Below are 15,072 nucleotides of genomic sequence, written 5' to 3'. Positions count from 1 at the left end.
CACTAACGTAACGGCAAAACAGCCTGCTAATAATACGAAGTCCACTAAAACTTTAAATCTAATTACATGTAACCATTACATAAAAAGTGACTACACTTAATACAACAAAATCACATACTAGGATTTGTTTAAAGTGAGAGATAACTATGCTCAACACATCGCTTATTTGGTTATTACAACATTGAGCATTGTTGCAAGTTACGCTTGGCTAAAGTTCATCCATTTAAAAGAGTCATACACCGAAAACGTATCAGAGCAGGTCCAATTCGAGTTTGTTTCAGTACCGGGGCCAATTCAACCTATCCCAGAAAAAGCACACTTCGAACAAGGGTGGGTACAATTAGGAAAATCACTCTTTAATAGCAAGTTGCTATCGGGCGATAACAGTATTGCCTGTGCATCATGCCACCTTGTTAATTACGGTGGCGATGACGGGTTTGCGCTATCGACTGGCTTTAATAACGCATTAGGGGAACGCAATTCACCTACCGTGCTCAATGCCGTTTTCAACTTTAGGCAATTTTGGGACGGAAGAAGCACTGATTTGTTTGAACAAATTGCTGGACCGATCCATAACCCCGCAGAAATGAATAGCAATTGGCCACAAATCATTACCAAGCTCAATAAAGAACCTGCAATAAAACAAGCTTTCTCTGAATTAAATGAAAATACCATCAATAAAAACAATATCAGTAAAGCAATTACTTTATATCAGTCAACGTTAATTACGCCTCATTCCCCCATTGATCGGTACCTTCTTGGTGATCAGAATGCACTTACTCAACAACAGCAACGAGGTTGGCGCGCATTTCAAAGCCTCGGTTGTATTGGCTGCCATCAAGGAAGAAACATCGGAGGCAATATGTATCAAAAACTGGGCCGTATCGACCTTATTCAAGGCTCACTCAAAGACGATTTAGGCCGCTATAAAGTCACAAAAAACCCAAATGATAAGCATATTTTTAAGGTGCCTAGCTTACGTAATGTTACTTTAACAGCCCCTTATTTTCATAATGGTTCAGTCGCAACCCTTTCTGAGGCAGTTTCACTCATGGCAAAAATGCAGTTAGGTATAGAGCTCTCAGAACAAACTCAACAAGATTTAGTCGCTTTTTTACACGCGTTTAGCAGTACTGAGGTAGCACACAAATGATCCGAGATTACCTCCTCGAAATTATCATACTTATTTTTGTCGCCTACTTTTCCATCACCACCATTGATAACGTGGTGTCACAAAACAAAAATTATGAAAGGCGTGCGTTATATACCGAATTAGAACCTGCCGTGAATGCTTTAATTATTGAAACCTTACTCATAAATCACGATAAAGTTACCTACTTTGACAAACAGGCAACTTGGCAGTTAACCGTTGATAAGTTGATGCTATCTCCCTATGTTGCCCCGAACATTGCGCAAAGCTGGCACCAACTCAGTAATACTATTTCACGGTATTTACAGATTGTCAGTGTGTTAAAAACATCGCGAAAGTTAATAGAACAAGCGAAAATTAAGAGTAATGCAACAACATATGATGACCATAAAGAAATAAAACTGTTCGCTAAACTGTTATCGTTTTACAACACACCTAATGATAAAAACGAGCAAGATATAAAACACTATTTAGCCGGTAATCCTAGCTTGTTTACGGCTCTGTATATTGACGAACGAAAGCACCAGCAACTTAAAAAGCACATTTTATTTTTAATCTCCAATCAGCATATCGTAGATGAAGCCATTATTGAGCTGACTCAGCAAGCACTGGTGCAACAAATCACTCTACAAAAAAATATCATTAACCAATCACTCGATGACCGTAACCTCATCATTATTTACTTCATCATTATTATCGCACTGTTATTTATGCTGCTGCTAAGTGTGGTATTTAGAAAAATAAACAACCTATTACGGTATCGCTCAGCGCAAGCCGAGGAAGCTTCGATAGCAAAGAGCCAGTTCCTATCGAATATGTCACATGAGATCCGCACGCCCATGAATGGGATTTTAGGGCTCAGTGAAATTTGCTTAAATGAAACACAGTTCAGTAAAGTAAAATCTCACTTACGTATGCTCGACTATTCGACTAAAAACCTGCTCAGGATCATTAATGACATATTAGATTACTCAAAAATTGAAGAAAATAAACTAGACATAGAAATTCGAAATTTTGACTTATATGATATCGTTAATCATTTAAAAGCAACGCTAACAAAATCAGCAAACGATAAAGGCCTGCAACTGTTGTTTTGTATTAATGACCTTGGCTATCAGTACTTTAAAGGCGATGAAGGACGCATAAATCAAGTGCTGCTCAACCTATTAAACAACGCCATCAAATTCACTGAAACAGGGTTTGTAAAGCTAGATATTAAAGTTGTTCCATCAATGAGTGATCAAGCTAGTATCATATTTAGAGTGGTTGATACCGGCATTGGTATTACGCCCGAACAAAAAAGCCGGCTCTTTACACGATTCACGCAAGCACAAATGTCCACCTCACGTAAATTCGGTGGTACCGGGCTTGGGCTCGTCATTTCAAAGCAACTAGCTGCTCTTATGGGCGGCAATATAAAAATGCGCAGTAAGAGCGAAAAAGGCACTGTATTTCAATTTCAGATCCCAGTAGCATCGACAAATACCCACCGCTCTCGTCGCTATGACGCAAAAGTATGTGTGTTACTTTATCCTGAGTTAGCTGTCCGCAAAGTACTTAAAAAGCAACTGTTATATTGGTGCTATGACGTCAAAATTGCTCATAATTTAAAGCACTTTAATAGCCTTATTCATCAATTATCACCGGCCGATGCATTTATACAGGCGAGCCTAATAACAAGCTCTGATAACATTCATCACGCGCCAACTACCAAGGTACACCTCATTGGCAATGCCCATACACATGGTGAAAACAACACCATTCACACTTTGAATTTGCCTATTGTATTTACAGATTTAGTGGCCAACAAACCACAAACAGAGCCGCCTCAACTCACGGAGAAAACAGCCAAGCCAACACAGTTTTGCAACATCAGTGTTCTGCTCGTCGAGGACAACCCTGTCAACCAAGTGGTCAGTAAACGATTGCTAGAACAATTTGGTGTTACGCCTAAGCTTGCCAACAACGGGCAACTAGCTGTCGAACTGATCCTAGCGCAACATTTTGATTTAGTCTTAATGGATATTCAAATGCCCATTATGGATGGAATAACTGCAACACAAAAAATTCGGCAGCACTTAAATAGCAAGCAACTCCCCATTATTGCATTGACCGCCAATGTGATGGAATCAGATATAGACACCTACTTAAACACTGGAATGAATGCCCATTTGGCCAAACCCATTGACACGCAAGCTCTAGAGCAAATTCTCACCCAATATTTAACGATAAAAGACTTAAGCGCATAGGGCCTGTTTGATTGTAAGAATAGCCATCACAATAAAGTTTACTTATAAAACAAAGGCCACAATAATACTGATCAGCAACGCACCAGAAAATCCGAGCCTCAGCCGTTTTGCGTGAGTTGGTTTAGTAAAGAAGCGCCGAAAACTACCCCCTGTGGCCATCCATAGTCCATCGACAAGTACGGCAACTAAAAAGCAGATAGCGCCTGTAACTATGGCACTGAGTAACTGACTATCAAGCACCAGCATATTGCTAGAAAATATTGCTAGAAAAGCCGCATACGCCTTCGGATTGATAAGATTTAAAATAAAGCCATCTTTAAAACTGGGTGCCGTGCCATTCAATTCATTAACGCCGCCTTGACCGGAGGCTATTTTGTACGCGACATAAACCAAATACGCTACGCCAATCACTTGGCATAAGAAGCTCACAGGAGGGTAAGCCGCTAATAAGGCACCAAGCCCTGCCGCAACGGCAAAAATCACCACCAGTAAGCCCGCTAAAATACCCGTTAAAAACCCCATTCCTCCTTTAAAACCAAAACTTGCACCAACGCCGGCCAATGCCAACGGAGCAGGACCAGGAGAACCCAATAGCAATGCAGTTGTTAATACCAATGATATAACGGCTTCCATATACATTATCCCTAACCTCAATACATTTTTTACTGAATAAAAAAGCCCTAATGGGCTTTAATGACATGTCGATTTATTCTAGATTCTAACAATCGGCTAATCCGCTGGTGGCACTCTAACATTGCCTTCCATCAATACCCGCGCACTGCGGCTCATTACGGCACTTTTTGCTTGCCATTGGCCCTCCACTTTATTGGCTACAGCACCTACTTTTAAAGTGCCTGAGGGATGACCAAACGTCACGCTATCTCGTGAGACACCGCCAGCCGCGCTATTCACCAAAGTGCCGGGTATCGCCGCCGCTGTGGCAATAGCAACTGCCGCAGTCCCCATCATGGCATGGTGTAATTTACCCATTGATAATGCACGGACACACACGTCAATCTCATGGCTGTTAATTACTTTACCGCTTGACGAGGTATAACCTTTTGCTTGACTGACAAAGGCAATCTTTGGCGTGTGCTGTCGAGTTACAGCCTCTTCTATATTGTCAATTAAACCCATTTTCACAGCGCCATAAGCGCGAATAGTTTCAAAACGCTGTAACGCTGCGTCATCTGTATTGATGGCTTCTTGTAATTCTGTTCCGTCGTAGCCTAAGTCTTGCGCATTAAAGAACAGAGTCGGGATCCCCGCATTGATCATGGTCACCGAAAAACTGCCTATATCTGGTACTTCCAAGGTGTCAACCAAGTTACCTGACGGGAACATCGCGCCGTCACCCGCCGCCGGATCCATAAACTCCACCACTACCTCTGCAGCGGGAAAGGTCACGCCATCGAGTTCAAAATCTCCGGTTTCTTGTACCTCATTATTGGTGATCGGCACATGGGCAATGATGGTTTTTTTTATATTTGCTTGCCAAATACGCACAATAGCAATGCCATTTTCAGGGATCCGCTGTGCATCCACTAAACCATTGCTGATAGCGAATGACCCCACAGCAGCAGTTAAGTTACCGCAGTTACCACTCCAATCTATAAAAGGTTTGTCTATCGCAACCTGACCAAACAGATAGTCTACGTCATGATCTGGCTGACTACTTTTTGATAAAATCACCGTTTTACTGGTACTGGATGTTGCTCCCCCCATACCGTCTGTTTGTTTAGCATAAGGATCTGGGCTGCCAATCACACGCAACAGTAATTGGTCTCTGTCGGGCCCTGCGTGTTGGGCTGCTTCAGGTAAATCAGTTAAATTGAAAAACACCCCTTTACTTGTGCCACCACGCATATAGGTCGCGGGTATTTTGATCTGTGGTTTATAAGACATCAGAATTCCTTGGTAGAGCTTTCGTTGCATAAAAGCCCGTTACATATCATGACTAAAAGAAGTTAGGCCTGAAAAAATCATCATATTTCAAGCCTAGGCCGTCGTGCTCAAATGGAAGAAATTACGTATTTGCTTCTAAGAAATCTTTCGCGAAACGCTGTAATACACCACCTGCAGCATAAATTGACACTTCTTCTGCAGTATCTAACCGACATAGCATCGGTACTTCAACACGTTCACCATTTGTGCGATGGATGATAAGCGTTAACGTTGCACCAGGGCTAGTATCCCCCTCAACGTCGTATGTTTCAGTGCCGTCAATGGCTAACGTTTTACGGGTTGTACCCGCAGCAAATTCAAGGGGTAATACACCCATACCAATTAAGTTGGTACGGTGAATACGCTCAAATCCTTCAGCGGCAATCACTTCCACACCCGCTAGGCGAACTCCTTTGGCTGCCCAGTCTCGTGATGAGCCTTGGCCATAGTCCGCACCCGCCACAATGATCAAAGGCTGTTTACGTTCCATGTAGGTTTCGATCGCTTCCCACATGCGTGTTTGCTGCCCTTCAGGTTCAATGCGCGCTAATGAACCTTGTTTTATTTCACCCTTGTCATCACGTACCATTTCATTGAATAACTTAGGGTTAGCAAACGTAGCGCGCTGCGCCGTTAAATGGTCGCCACGGTGGGTTGCATATGAGTTAAAATCTTCTTCTGGTAGGCCCATTTTTGCCAAATATTCACCCGCAGCACTGCTTGCCATAATGGCATTTGAAGGAGATAAATGGTCCGTGGTGATATTGTCACCTAATACCGCAAGTGGGCGCATCCCTTTCATGGTGCGCTCAGCAGCTAATGCACCTTCCCAATAAGGCGGGCGACGAATGTAAGTACTCATTTTTCGCCAGTCATACAATGGATCATTGTCTTCACCGTAATCGACGGTTAAATCAAACATCGGCTCATACACTTGACGGAAATGCTCTGGCTTTACACTTTTTGCTATAACGGCATCAATCTCTTCATCACTTGGCCACAAATCTTTCAAAGTGATAGGCGTGCCATCTTGATCATGTCCAAGTACATCTTTTTCAATATCAAAGCGGATCGTACCCGCAATGGCATAAGCCACAACCAAAGGAGGAGATGCTAAAAACGCTTGTTTTGCATAAGGGTGAATACGACCATCAAAGTTACGATTGCCTGACAATACCGCTGTTGAATATAAATCTCGATCAATAACTTCTTGCTGAATTTTCGGGTCAAGTGCACCACTCATCCCATTACACGTAGTACAAGCAAACGCGACAATACCGAAACCAAGCTGTTCAAGTTCTGGGAGTAATTCAGAGTCTTCTAAATACAACTTTACAGCTTTTGAGCCCGGTGCCAATGAAGACTTAACCCACGGTTTGCGCACCAAGCCTTTCGCATTGGCGTTACGTGCTAACAATCCAGCCGCAATAACATTGCGTGGGTTACTGGTATTGGTGCAGCTTGTAATGGCAGCAATGATCACTGCGCCGTCGGGCATTTTACCCTCTTCTTGCTCAACTTTACCGGCAATCCCAGTTTTGGCAAGATCAGCGGTGGCTACCCGTTTATGCGGATTGGAAGGCCCAGCGATATTACGGCCCACTGCCGATAAATCAAATTTTAAAACCCGCTCATATTCAGCTTTTTCTAGGCTATCTGCCCACAAGCCGGTGTGCTTAGCATAGTTTTCTACCAGCTGAACTTGTTCATCATCACGACCTGTGATCTTTAAATAATCAATGGTCTGCTGGTCGATATAAAACATCGCTGCGGTTGCACCATATTCAGGTGTCATATTAGAGATAGTTGCACGGTCGCCAAGGGTTAAACTGGCAGCCCCTTCACCGTAAAATTCAAGATAAGCTCCCACCACTTTTTCAGCACGCAAAAACTCCGTGATCGCCAGTACGATATCTGTGGCTGTGATCCCCGGTTGTGCTTTACCCATAAGCTCAACGCCCACAATATCAGGTAAACGCATGTAAGAAGCACGTCCCAGCATGACACTTTCAGCTTCTAAGCCACCAACCCCTACGGCGATAACACCAAGTGCATCAACGTGCGGCGTATGGCTGTCAGTGCCAACCAACGTATCAGGAAATGCCACGCCATCACGCGCATGCACCACAGGCGACATTTTCTCTAAATTGATCTGATGCATGATGCCGTTACCCGGCTGGATCACATCAACATTTTTAAATGCCGTTTTTGTCCAATTGATAAAGTGAAAGCGGTCTTCATTACGGCGGTCTTCGATTGCACGGTTTTTCTCAAATGCATCTTCTTCAAAACCGGGATGCTCTACAGCCAGTGAATGATCAACAATAAGCTGGGTAGGGACAACTGGGTTGACCTTTGATGGATCTCCACCTTTGGCAGCAATGGCATCTCGTAAACCGGCTAAATCAACCAAGGCTGTTTGGCCTAAAATATCATGGCATACCACGCGAGCAGGAAACCACGGAAAATCTAAATCGCGGCGACGTTCAATAATTTGCGTCAAGCTCGCATCTAGTTTTTCAGGTTCACAACGACGCACAAGGTTTTCAGCCAGTACGCGAGAAGTATAAGGCAATGCATCGTATGCGCCTGGTTTTAGCGACTCAATGGCTTCGCGGGTATCGTAAAAGCTTAACTGGCTATTAGGCAACAGTTTACGGAATTTTGTGTTCATAACTACATCCACAGGCAAAATAAGGTGACGGTTCTAAAGCTAAGAGGCAAAACACATGACTGCGTGTTTTGCCATAAGTATCAATTGTGAAAATTAACGTTCAGCAATCGGGGTTACTGGACGTAAATCTTCGCCTGTGTAATCTGCAGATGGGCGAATAATACGGTTATCTGCACGTTGTTCCATAACGTGTGCAGCCCACCCAGTCAAACGAGACATCACAAAGATAGGGGTAAACAGTTTGGTTGGAATCCCCATAAAGTTATAAGCAGATGCATGGAAAAAATCAGCGTTACAGAATAGCTTTTTCTCACGCCACATCACTGCTTCACAGCGCTCAGAGGCGGCGTATAGCACGGTATCACCGACTTCATCAGCCAGCTTCTCTGACCATTGCTTAATAATCTCATTACGCGGGTCTGACTCAGAGTAAATCGCGTGACCAAAGCCCATTATTTTCTCTTTGCGTGCCAATTTACCCATCATTTCTTCTTCGGCATGATCTGCTGACGTAAAGCCTTCGATCATTTCCATTGCGGCTTCGTTGGCACCGCCATGTAATGGACCACGTAATGAACCGATTGCTCCAGTCACACATGAATGCATGTCTGATAGCGTTGATGCACAAACACGCGCTGTAAATGTTGACGCATTAAACTCATGCTCAGCATATAAAATGAGTGAGACATGCATTACACGCTCATGTAGTTCATTGGGCTTTTTACCATGCAGCATATGTAAGAAGTGCCCACCAATTGAGTCATCATCAGTCTCAACCTCAACACGTACACCATCATGGCTAAAACGGTACCAATAACAAATAATACTCGGGAAACACGCCAACATGCGATCTGTTACTTGGCCTTGAATATCAAAGCTCGACTCACCCTCTAAATTGCCAAGCATTGAACAACCTGTTCTTAATACGTCCATTGGATGGGCATCAGCAGGAATACGTTCTAACACTTCTTTTAACGCAACCGGTAGGCCTCGCATTGAACGTAACGTGTTTTTATATGCATCTAACTCGCCTTGTGTTGGTAAATGACCTTTTAAAATAAGGTGTGCCACTTCTTCAAAGTCACAGTTTTGTGCTAAGTCTTTTACATCATAGCCTCGGTACGTTAAACCCGACCCTGATACGCCTACTGTTGATAATGCTGTTTTCCCTGCGACTTGACCGCGAAGGCCCGCACCACTAAGTACTTTTGCCATGGTATTATCTCCTGAAATTTTTAACCTGCTGTGTATTGATAGTTATTTTGTATAATTTTCTATTGTAAGCGCCCGTATTAACAGGCACTTATATATTGTGTTGACGATTATTTATTCTTACCTTCAGCGAATAATGAATCGAGCTTTTGTTCGTACACGTGATAGCCAAGATAATCATATAAATCCATACGAGTTTGCATGGTGTCGATGACAGCTTTTTGATCGCCATCCGATAAAATTGCCTGATAGACGTTTTCAGCAGCTTTATTCATTGCTCTGAAAGCACTCAGAGGGTAAAGCACCATATCCACGCCCCATTCACCAAGCGCTTCTTTGTTCCAAAGTTCAGTTTGTCCAAACTCGGTGATATTCGCTAAGATAGGCACATCTAATGCTTCGCTAAATGCACGATAATGGGCTTCTGTTTTAACCGCTTCAGCAAAAATACCGTCAGCACCCGCTGCAACATACGCTTTTGCTCTATCGATTGCTGCCTCTAACCCTTCTTGTGCGAACGAGTCGGTACGCGCCATAATAAAGAAATCAGGATCTGTTCTGGCATCTACTGCGGCTGTAATTCTATCGACCATCTCTTCAGTTGAGACAATCTCTTTATTCGGGCGATGCCCACAGCGTTTTTGTGCAACTTGATCTTCCATATGGACTGCTGCTGCGCCGGCTTTTTCCATATCTTTAATGGTTTTTGCAATGTTAAATGCACCACCCCAGCCGGTGTCAATATCAACCATTAAAGGTAAATCACACGCCGCAGTAATGCGCTGCACATCAACAATCACATCATTTAATGACGTCATACCTAAATCAGGCAAACCATAAGACGCATTCGCGACACCGCCACCTGATAAATAAATTGCTTGATGGCCTATTTGCTTTGCCATAATCGCACTGTAAGCATTAATAGTGCCGACAATTTGCAGTGGCTGGTTCGCTTTCAGTGCCTCTCTAAATGTTCTTCCTGGGCTTTTGTATCCTGTGCTCATGATGTTCTCTCTTAGCTTGATTTTATGATTGAAGTTTTGCTTTTATATTATTTTTTGAATACATAATATGGCGGCGCATCAGCATTTCTGCCAACTCAGAGTCACGAAGACTTATCGCCTGTACAATATTTTTATGTTCATCAAATGCGCTCGTTACTCTCGGGCCAGCCATCCCCAACTGAACTCGATACATGCGCACCAAATGGTATAAGCCATTAACTAACATTGAGATTAAATAGGCGTTTTTACTGCCTTGAATAATACGGTAATGAAAATCAAGATCGCCCGCTTCTTGATAATAGAGTTCTGCGTTTTTCACTTCATCAGATTGACTATTCAAAAGGGCATTTAAGTCTGCAATTTCGTCTTCTGACATATTTTTTGCAGCCAATCTGGCAGCCATCCCTTCGAGTGATTCACGTACTTGATATAGCTCAATGAGACCTTCGGGCGTTAAAGATACCACTCGAGCACCTATATTCGCTTTTCGCTCCACTAAGTGACAGGCTTCCAGCCGGTTAATTGCTTCACGTATTACAGCACGACTCACCGCATAATTTGTCGACAATTCAGTTTCACTTAACTTAGAGCCTGCCAAAATAACCCCATCAACAATTTCTTTCCTCAATCGAAAAAAAACCTTATCAGAAGCCGTTATTGCTTGCTCTTTAAAAATAACCATACCTGTTTATTTAAACTTATGTGCATTGCTTATGGGCAGACAATATAGATCTAGTTGACGTTTACGTCAACAGAGGTGAACCTAGATTGTCGACAAAATAGAAAATAGCTTCTATAAACACGGTGAATATAGGTAAATTCGCGACCCCTGTGATGTTTGCTACACTAGATATAGGCCAGAGCGTGTAAGCAACGATTAGCGAGGAAAAGGAAATGAGTAACTATCAGCCCCTCGTATTTATACTGCTGCTATGTCTCACACCCTGCGCGATAGCGCAATTACGCGTAGTAACAGAATTATCTCCCCCAAATCAGATGCTAGAGAATAATCAAGTAACCGGAACCAGCACGGAGGTCGTGAAGCAAATTCTTAAATACGCTCAGTTAGATGCACAATTTTTAATGTATCCCTGGGCAAGGGCGTATCAACAAGCACAAAAACACCCCAATATACTTATTTACAGCATGGTTAGAACGGCTGAAAGAGAAAAGCTTTTTCATTGGATAGGCCCTGTCGCGCTGTTTAAACTCGGCTTTGTCACAACCAAAGAACGCGCTGATATAAATATTCAGCACCTGTCTCATGCCATTCCCTACAGGCTGGCCCTTCAACGCGGCGATATATCAGAAGACATATTGAAAGCGCGTGGTTTTGACTATATTTTAACAGCCGACATTGTAAAGTCGTACCAACTGCTTATCGCCAAAAAAGTCGATATCATCCTTGACGATGCACGCTACCTCACACCACTTGCCAATTCTTTTGGGTTAGCAGATGACAGCTTTCGTTTTGTGTATGAAATCCCTGAATTAACACTCAATGGGTATTTAGCAGCGAGCTTAGCCACACCTCATGAAGTGGTGGAAGAATTACGTAAAGGGCATGAAAAAGTCAAAAAATCAGCGGCCTATAAGAACGTTATGGCTCATTAATAATGAGCCATACTTAATCCATCCCGAATTCAACATGCAAGTGCACCATTATAAACTATCAAGTAAAAAGACTTCCTCAGGCGTCTGATAATCTAAAATCTTTCTTGGACGACTGTTAATTTTGTTTACTACTTCTTGTAGTTCATTATCAGTTATAGTCGAAAAATCTGTTTTTTTGGGGAAATATCGACGTATCAACCCATTTGTATTTTCATTTGTACCGCGCTGCCATGAACAGTAAGGATCGGCGAAGTAAATATCCATATTAAGCCTATTCTCAAGCTTATTAAAAAGTGAAAACTCTTTCCCGTTATCAAGTGTAAGTGTCAGCCTCTTAGAAGTGTCTAACGTTATAAACATTGAAATCGTTGCTTTATTGAAAAGCTCTGCTGTTTTATTTTCTATTTTTTGGGCCATTAGATATTTTGTTGCTCGATCCACATGAGTAATTATATATCCAGAGCCTTTCTTTCCTTCAACAAGATCACCTTCCCAGTCGCCAATACGAGACCGTTTCTCAACGACATTAGGTCGTTCATGGATACTAACTCGGTTTTTTATCTTACCTCGTAAGTCCCCATATTTTCTTTGTTTTTTTCTCTTTTTGTGACGTTTTGGTAATGCTTTATAGAGCCCACCACCAACTTGATAGTCTTTAATAACCCATTGATAAATTGTCTCATGACTGACACATTCTCCCTTGTCATTTGGATGGTTTTTTTTAAGCCTTCCAGCTATGGCGTCTGGTGACCAACCTTCTTGCAGTTTATGTACAACATGCTGATAAAGCGTTTTATTAGCAAACTTTTTTGCGTGCCTTGGTTTCTTTCTACGTTCGGCTGCCAAGTCTTCTGCAGATTCATCGAAGTAAGTATAATAAGGGGGTTTATTCCTCTTTACTTCTCGCATAATGGTAGTGTGGTGTCGGTTAAGTAAACGGCCGATTGAGCGGTAACTTTCACCACTATTATGGCGATAATAGATTGCTTTTCGCTCAAAACTGTTAAGATGTTCATAAGACATTTCTCAGCTCCTAAAATGTATTTGGTCGCACATTTACATTAGCAGAAACTGAGAAGTGTCTTATTTTTATCTAGTTTTTATACGTGGTGCACTTGGAACTTGAATTCGGGCATAATTAAAGGCTGCTATTTATTGTGGGGGATAGGTCATTTAATCGATGTTTGACTTAATGAGTGGCTCACGGCATTCTGATTTGCCAGTAATATGGCCTAAATCGAGTGCGGCAATAATATAGCCATATTGTTTATCAGTGAGCGAACCTGTCACATGTAACTGTTTAGCAAGTTCATGTGTCCAAAGGCACCCTTTCGGCGCCTTGGGGAATGAACGGTCAATACTCAGCAAAGATATATTTTTAACAATATAGCCTTGCTTCGCTGCTTTTTCAGCGCAATAACTCAGTATATATTCAACCGCATATTTATCTACGCTCGGTTGCCAAGTATACTCAGTATTACATGCTACTTTGGTTGTGCCTTCTGGTGTCACGTATTCCAGCTGACCTGTTGTACACCCAACGAGCATTAACAATAGGAAGCTAAAAAATACACCACGCTGCTTAACACACATCATTCGCCTCCCAAATCAATATCAAAGAGCCTGTTAATCGTTCGACTTCAATTGACGGATATGTGATTGCTGCCAATCATTCGCCATTGCAAACCCCGGAAGCGCCTTAATTACCTGTAGCGTTGATGCCCTTAAGGCCTCGTCTGACAGGTTAAAGTCGACTTCAAATTTGCAGGGCTGATGCACATACCAAGGCGTATCAGTAAATATTTCAAAGCGATTCCCTTCAGGATCACGAAAGTATATTGACCAAGTAGAACCATGAGAGACAGTTTGCACAGGTATCTCATCGCTACACAACAGCGACTCAATAAAACGTTTTAAATGTGCTAATGAGTCAACTCGAAAAGAAATGTGATCAACAGGGCTGTCTTTCGCGCTGCGCGATGGGTAGGGACTCAAAACAATTTGATGGTGTTCATTTGGGCTACGAGACAAAAAAACCATGCCATTATCTCCCGAACCACTATCTGTGATCACAAACCCGAGTTTTTCGGTATAAAACGCGGTCATTTCTTTTAAATCTTTGACATACAATTCAACATGACTCAGCAACATATTCGGTAGTTCTTTATTCTTATTTATTTCCATATTTACAGCTCATTTTAAACTAATCTTACAGCAAAGTATCGCTGCTTTCGCACTCCAATTGTACCCATATAAAGAAAATATTTAATGTTTAATTTGGAATGAAAATTGTCATCGGCATGAATTAGCTAGCACAATATGAACACGATTTATTTCATAACACTGATCTAATATTAAAAAGCATCTAGATAAGTATCGCCTAACATTCATTGACTTTGATTAAATCACTGAAAAAGTTAATAATTGAAATTATTTACTTCTATTTCCAAAACTTATATGGAGTTAATACTTTGGAATATTTAATTTTAAGCATTGGTAGTGGCTGTATAGGTTATTGGCTAGCCAAAAAGAAATATCGAAACAAAATAGCCTGGTCTATTGTACTTCTTATATTTCCAGTATACCCCTTATTTATTTTACTTTTTCTCCCATCCATAGAGAGCCAATATAGAAATTATTCAAAAAAATCCGCATCTCGCTTTGTTAAGCGATTCAAAGGTAAAAAAGGAAACTATACAGTATCGTTGGCAGAATTGTCCGAAGCTCTAAGAATTGACGTACGCAACTATGCAATTGACTATACCGAAGATAATGAACGTTCTCAGCAACTTGCAATACAGTCTATTGCACTACAAAGCAGCCGAGCTGCTTATATAACAGGGGCAGTAACGACTTCAATTTTTTCATTTATCTCTAGAGGAATTATGATTCGAACCTTAAAGTCGCTCTACTTCAGTGTAAGTGAAATAGACAAGCCAATCGCCGACTATTTAAGTAAGCTATTCGTAGACAAAAAAATTACTGATGACGATTATATAAAAGGACTCGCCTCTATCGCTTTTAATCACGGAAACAATATTATTTCCTCAGCTAGGGAAGATGCTTTTGGACAGCCCTCTTTTGTCGACGAAGATACTAGGTATTATGCCAGCTTAGCGTATGACTTCTTTGCTGATTATTCAGTTGAAAAAAGTGACGTGCTGAAATTATGCTCTAGGCATGGCTTTCAGATGCCAACCTGAAAAATAGTGACTTATAATACCA

At 41.8% G+C, this 15,072-nt stretch carries 13 protein-coding genes; 4 read left to right on the top strand and 9 right to left on the bottom strand.

Features of this window, described 5'->3' with window-relative positions; translation table 11 throughout:
• Positions 1–133 precede the first annotated feature (133 nt).
• Positions 134–1,153: a cytochrome-c peroxidase gene (locus tag PCIT_RS22855; protein ID WP_010366049.1), complete on the top strand. Its 1,020-nt coding sequence runs from the start codon at positions 134–136 to the stop codon at positions 1,151–1,153.
• On the top strand, positions 1,150–3,399 hold the full coding sequence (locus PCIT_RS22850; protein ID WP_010366051.1) for an ATP-binding protein: 2,250 nt from the start codon (positions 1,150–1,152) through the stop codon (positions 3,397–3,399). Before PCIT_RS22855 ends, PCIT_RS22850 begins: the two co-directional genes overlap by 4 nt.
• 42 nt (positions 3,400–3,441) lie before the next feature.
• Here the strand turns inward: PCIT_RS22850 and PCIT_RS22845 are convergent, their stop codons facing one another.
• The 6 genes from PCIT_RS22845 to PCIT_RS22820 form a co-directional block, all read right to left on the bottom strand.
• The gene (locus tag PCIT_RS22845; protein WP_010366053.1) at positions 3,442–4,032 is read right to left on the bottom strand and encodes a LysE family translocator; all 591 of its coding nucleotides are present in this window, start codon (positions 4,030–4,032) and stop codon (positions 3,442–3,444) included.
• Between the two features lie 96 nt (positions 4,033–4,128).
• The gene (gene prpF, locus PCIT_RS22840) at positions 4,129–5,304 is read right to left on the bottom strand and encodes a 2-methylaconitate cis-trans isomerase PrpF (protein WP_010366054.1); all 1,176 of its coding nucleotides are present in this window, start codon (positions 5,302–5,304) and stop codon (positions 4,129–4,131) included.
• Between the two features lie 121 nt (positions 5,305–5,425).
• The gene (gene acnD / locus PCIT_RS22835; RefSeq protein ID WP_010366056.1) at positions 5,426–8,017 is read right to left on the bottom strand and encodes a Fe/S-dependent 2-methylisocitrate dehydratase AcnD; all 2,592 of its coding nucleotides are present in this window, start codon (positions 8,015–8,017) and stop codon (positions 5,426–5,428) included.
• Between the two features lie 93 nt (positions 8,018–8,110).
• The gene (gene prpC, locus PCIT_RS22830) at positions 8,111–9,232 is read right to left on the bottom strand and encodes a bifunctional 2-methylcitrate synthase/citrate synthase (RefSeq protein ID WP_010366059.1); all 1,122 of its coding nucleotides are present in this window, start codon (positions 9,230–9,232) and stop codon (positions 8,111–8,113) included.
• Positions 9,233–9,339: 107 nt separating this feature from the next.
• On the bottom strand, positions 9,340–10,233 hold the full coding sequence (prpB, locus tag PCIT_RS22825) for a methylisocitrate lyase (RefSeq protein WP_010366060.1): 894 nt from the start codon (positions 10,231–10,233) through the stop codon (positions 9,340–9,342).
• A 22-nt stretch (positions 10,234–10,255) separates the two neighbouring features.
• Positions 10,256–10,915 (bottom strand): GntR family transcriptional regulator, encoded by a 660-nt coding sequence (locus PCIT_RS22820; protein ID WP_010366062.1) that lies wholly within the window; start codon positions 10,913–10,915, stop codon positions 10,256–10,258.
• 212 nt (positions 10,916–11,127) lie between these two features.
• On the opposite strand from PCIT_RS22820, the gene PCIT_RS22815 reads away from it, so the two are divergent.
• Positions 11,128–11,847 (top strand): substrate-binding periplasmic protein, encoded by a 720-nt coding sequence (locus tag PCIT_RS22815; protein WP_010366064.1) that lies wholly within the window; start codon positions 11,128–11,130, stop codon positions 11,845–11,847.
• 48 nt (positions 11,848–11,895) lie between these two features.
• On the opposite strand, the gene PCIT_RS22810 is transcribed toward PCIT_RS22815, so the two are convergent.
• The 3 genes from PCIT_RS22810 to PCIT_RS22800 all read right to left on the bottom strand — a co-directional run bounded on the left by PCIT_RS22810 (position 11,896) and on the right by PCIT_RS22800 (position 14,031).
• Positions 11,896–12,870: an IS30 family transposase gene (locus tag PCIT_RS22810; RefSeq protein ID WP_010366066.1), complete on the bottom strand. Its 975-nt coding sequence runs from the start codon at positions 12,868–12,870 to the stop codon at positions 11,896–11,898.
• 150 nt (positions 12,871–13,020) lie between these two features.
• Positions 13,021–13,443: a hypothetical protein gene (locus tag PCIT_RS22805; protein ID WP_157592837.1), complete on the bottom strand. Its 423-nt coding sequence runs from the start codon at positions 13,441–13,443 to the stop codon at positions 13,021–13,023.
• 30 nt (positions 13,444–13,473) lie between these two features.
• Complete coding sequence (locus tag PCIT_RS22800; RefSeq protein WP_010366070.1) at positions 13,474–14,031, bottom strand: VOC family protein; 558 nt, start codon at positions 14,029–14,031, stop codon at positions 13,474–13,476.
• A gap of 287 nt (positions 14,032–14,318) precedes the next feature.
• Between PCIT_RS22800 and PCIT_RS22795 the strand changes: the two genes are divergently transcribed.
• Entirely contained in the window at positions 14,319–15,050 is a 732-nt protein-coding gene (locus tag PCIT_RS22795) for a hypothetical protein (RefSeq protein WP_010366072.1), read from the top strand.
• The last annotated feature ends 22 nt before the right edge of the window (positions 15,051–15,072 follow it).

Origin of the sequence: Pseudoalteromonas citrea (genome assembly GCF_000238375.3) — a bacterium.
Lineage (GTDB): Bacteria > Pseudomonadota > Gammaproteobacteria > Enterobacterales > Alteromonadaceae > Pseudoalteromonas > Pseudoalteromonas citrea.
Note: the sequence above shows the minus strand (reverse complement) of the source record. Positions and strands in the feature narration are given on the sequence as shown.

Excerpts from the sequence above, each read along its gene's own strand:
- PCIT_RS22850 (WP_010366051.1), top strand. The coding sequence starts at position 1,150 with ATGATCCGAGATTACCTCCTCGAAATTATCATACTTATTTTTGTCGCC.
- PCIT_RS22800 (WP_010366070.1), bottom strand. The coding sequence starts at position 14,031 with ATGGAAATAAATAAGAATAAAGAACTACCGAATATGTTGCTGAGTCAT.
- PCIT_RS22815 (WP_010366064.1), top strand. The coding sequence starts at position 11,128 with ATGAGTAACTATCAGCCCCTCGTATTTATACTGCTGCTATGTCTCACA.
- PCIT_RS22805 (WP_157592837.1), bottom strand. The coding sequence starts at position 13,443 with ATGATGTGTGTTAAGCAGCGTGGTGTATTTTTTAGCTTCCTATTGTTA.
- PCIT_RS22810 (WP_010366066.1), bottom strand. The coding sequence starts at position 12,870 with ATGTCTTATGAACATCTTAACAGTTTTGAGCGAAAAGCAATCTATTAT.
- prpC (WP_010366059.1), bottom strand. The coding sequence starts at position 9,232 with ATGGCAAAAGTACTTAGTGGTGCGGGCCTTCGCGGTCAAGTCGCAGGG.
- prpB (WP_010366060.1), bottom strand. The coding sequence starts at position 10,233 with ATGAGCACAGGATACAAAAGCCCAGGAAGAACATTTAGAGAGGCACTG.
- acnD (WP_010366056.1), bottom strand. The coding sequence starts at position 8,017 with ATGAACACAAAATTCCGTAAACTGTTGCCTAATAGCCAGTTAAGCTTT.
- PCIT_RS22845 (WP_010366053.1), bottom strand. The coding sequence starts at position 4,032 with ATGGAAGCCGTTATATCATTGGTATTAACAACTGCATTGCTATTGGGT.
- prpF (WP_010366054.1), bottom strand. The coding sequence starts at position 5,304 with ATGTCTTATAAACCACAGATCAAAATACCCGCGACCTATATGCGTGGT.
- PCIT_RS22820 (WP_010366062.1), bottom strand. The coding sequence starts at position 10,915 with ATGGTTATTTTTAAAGAGCAAGCAATAACGGCTTCTGATAAGGTTTTT.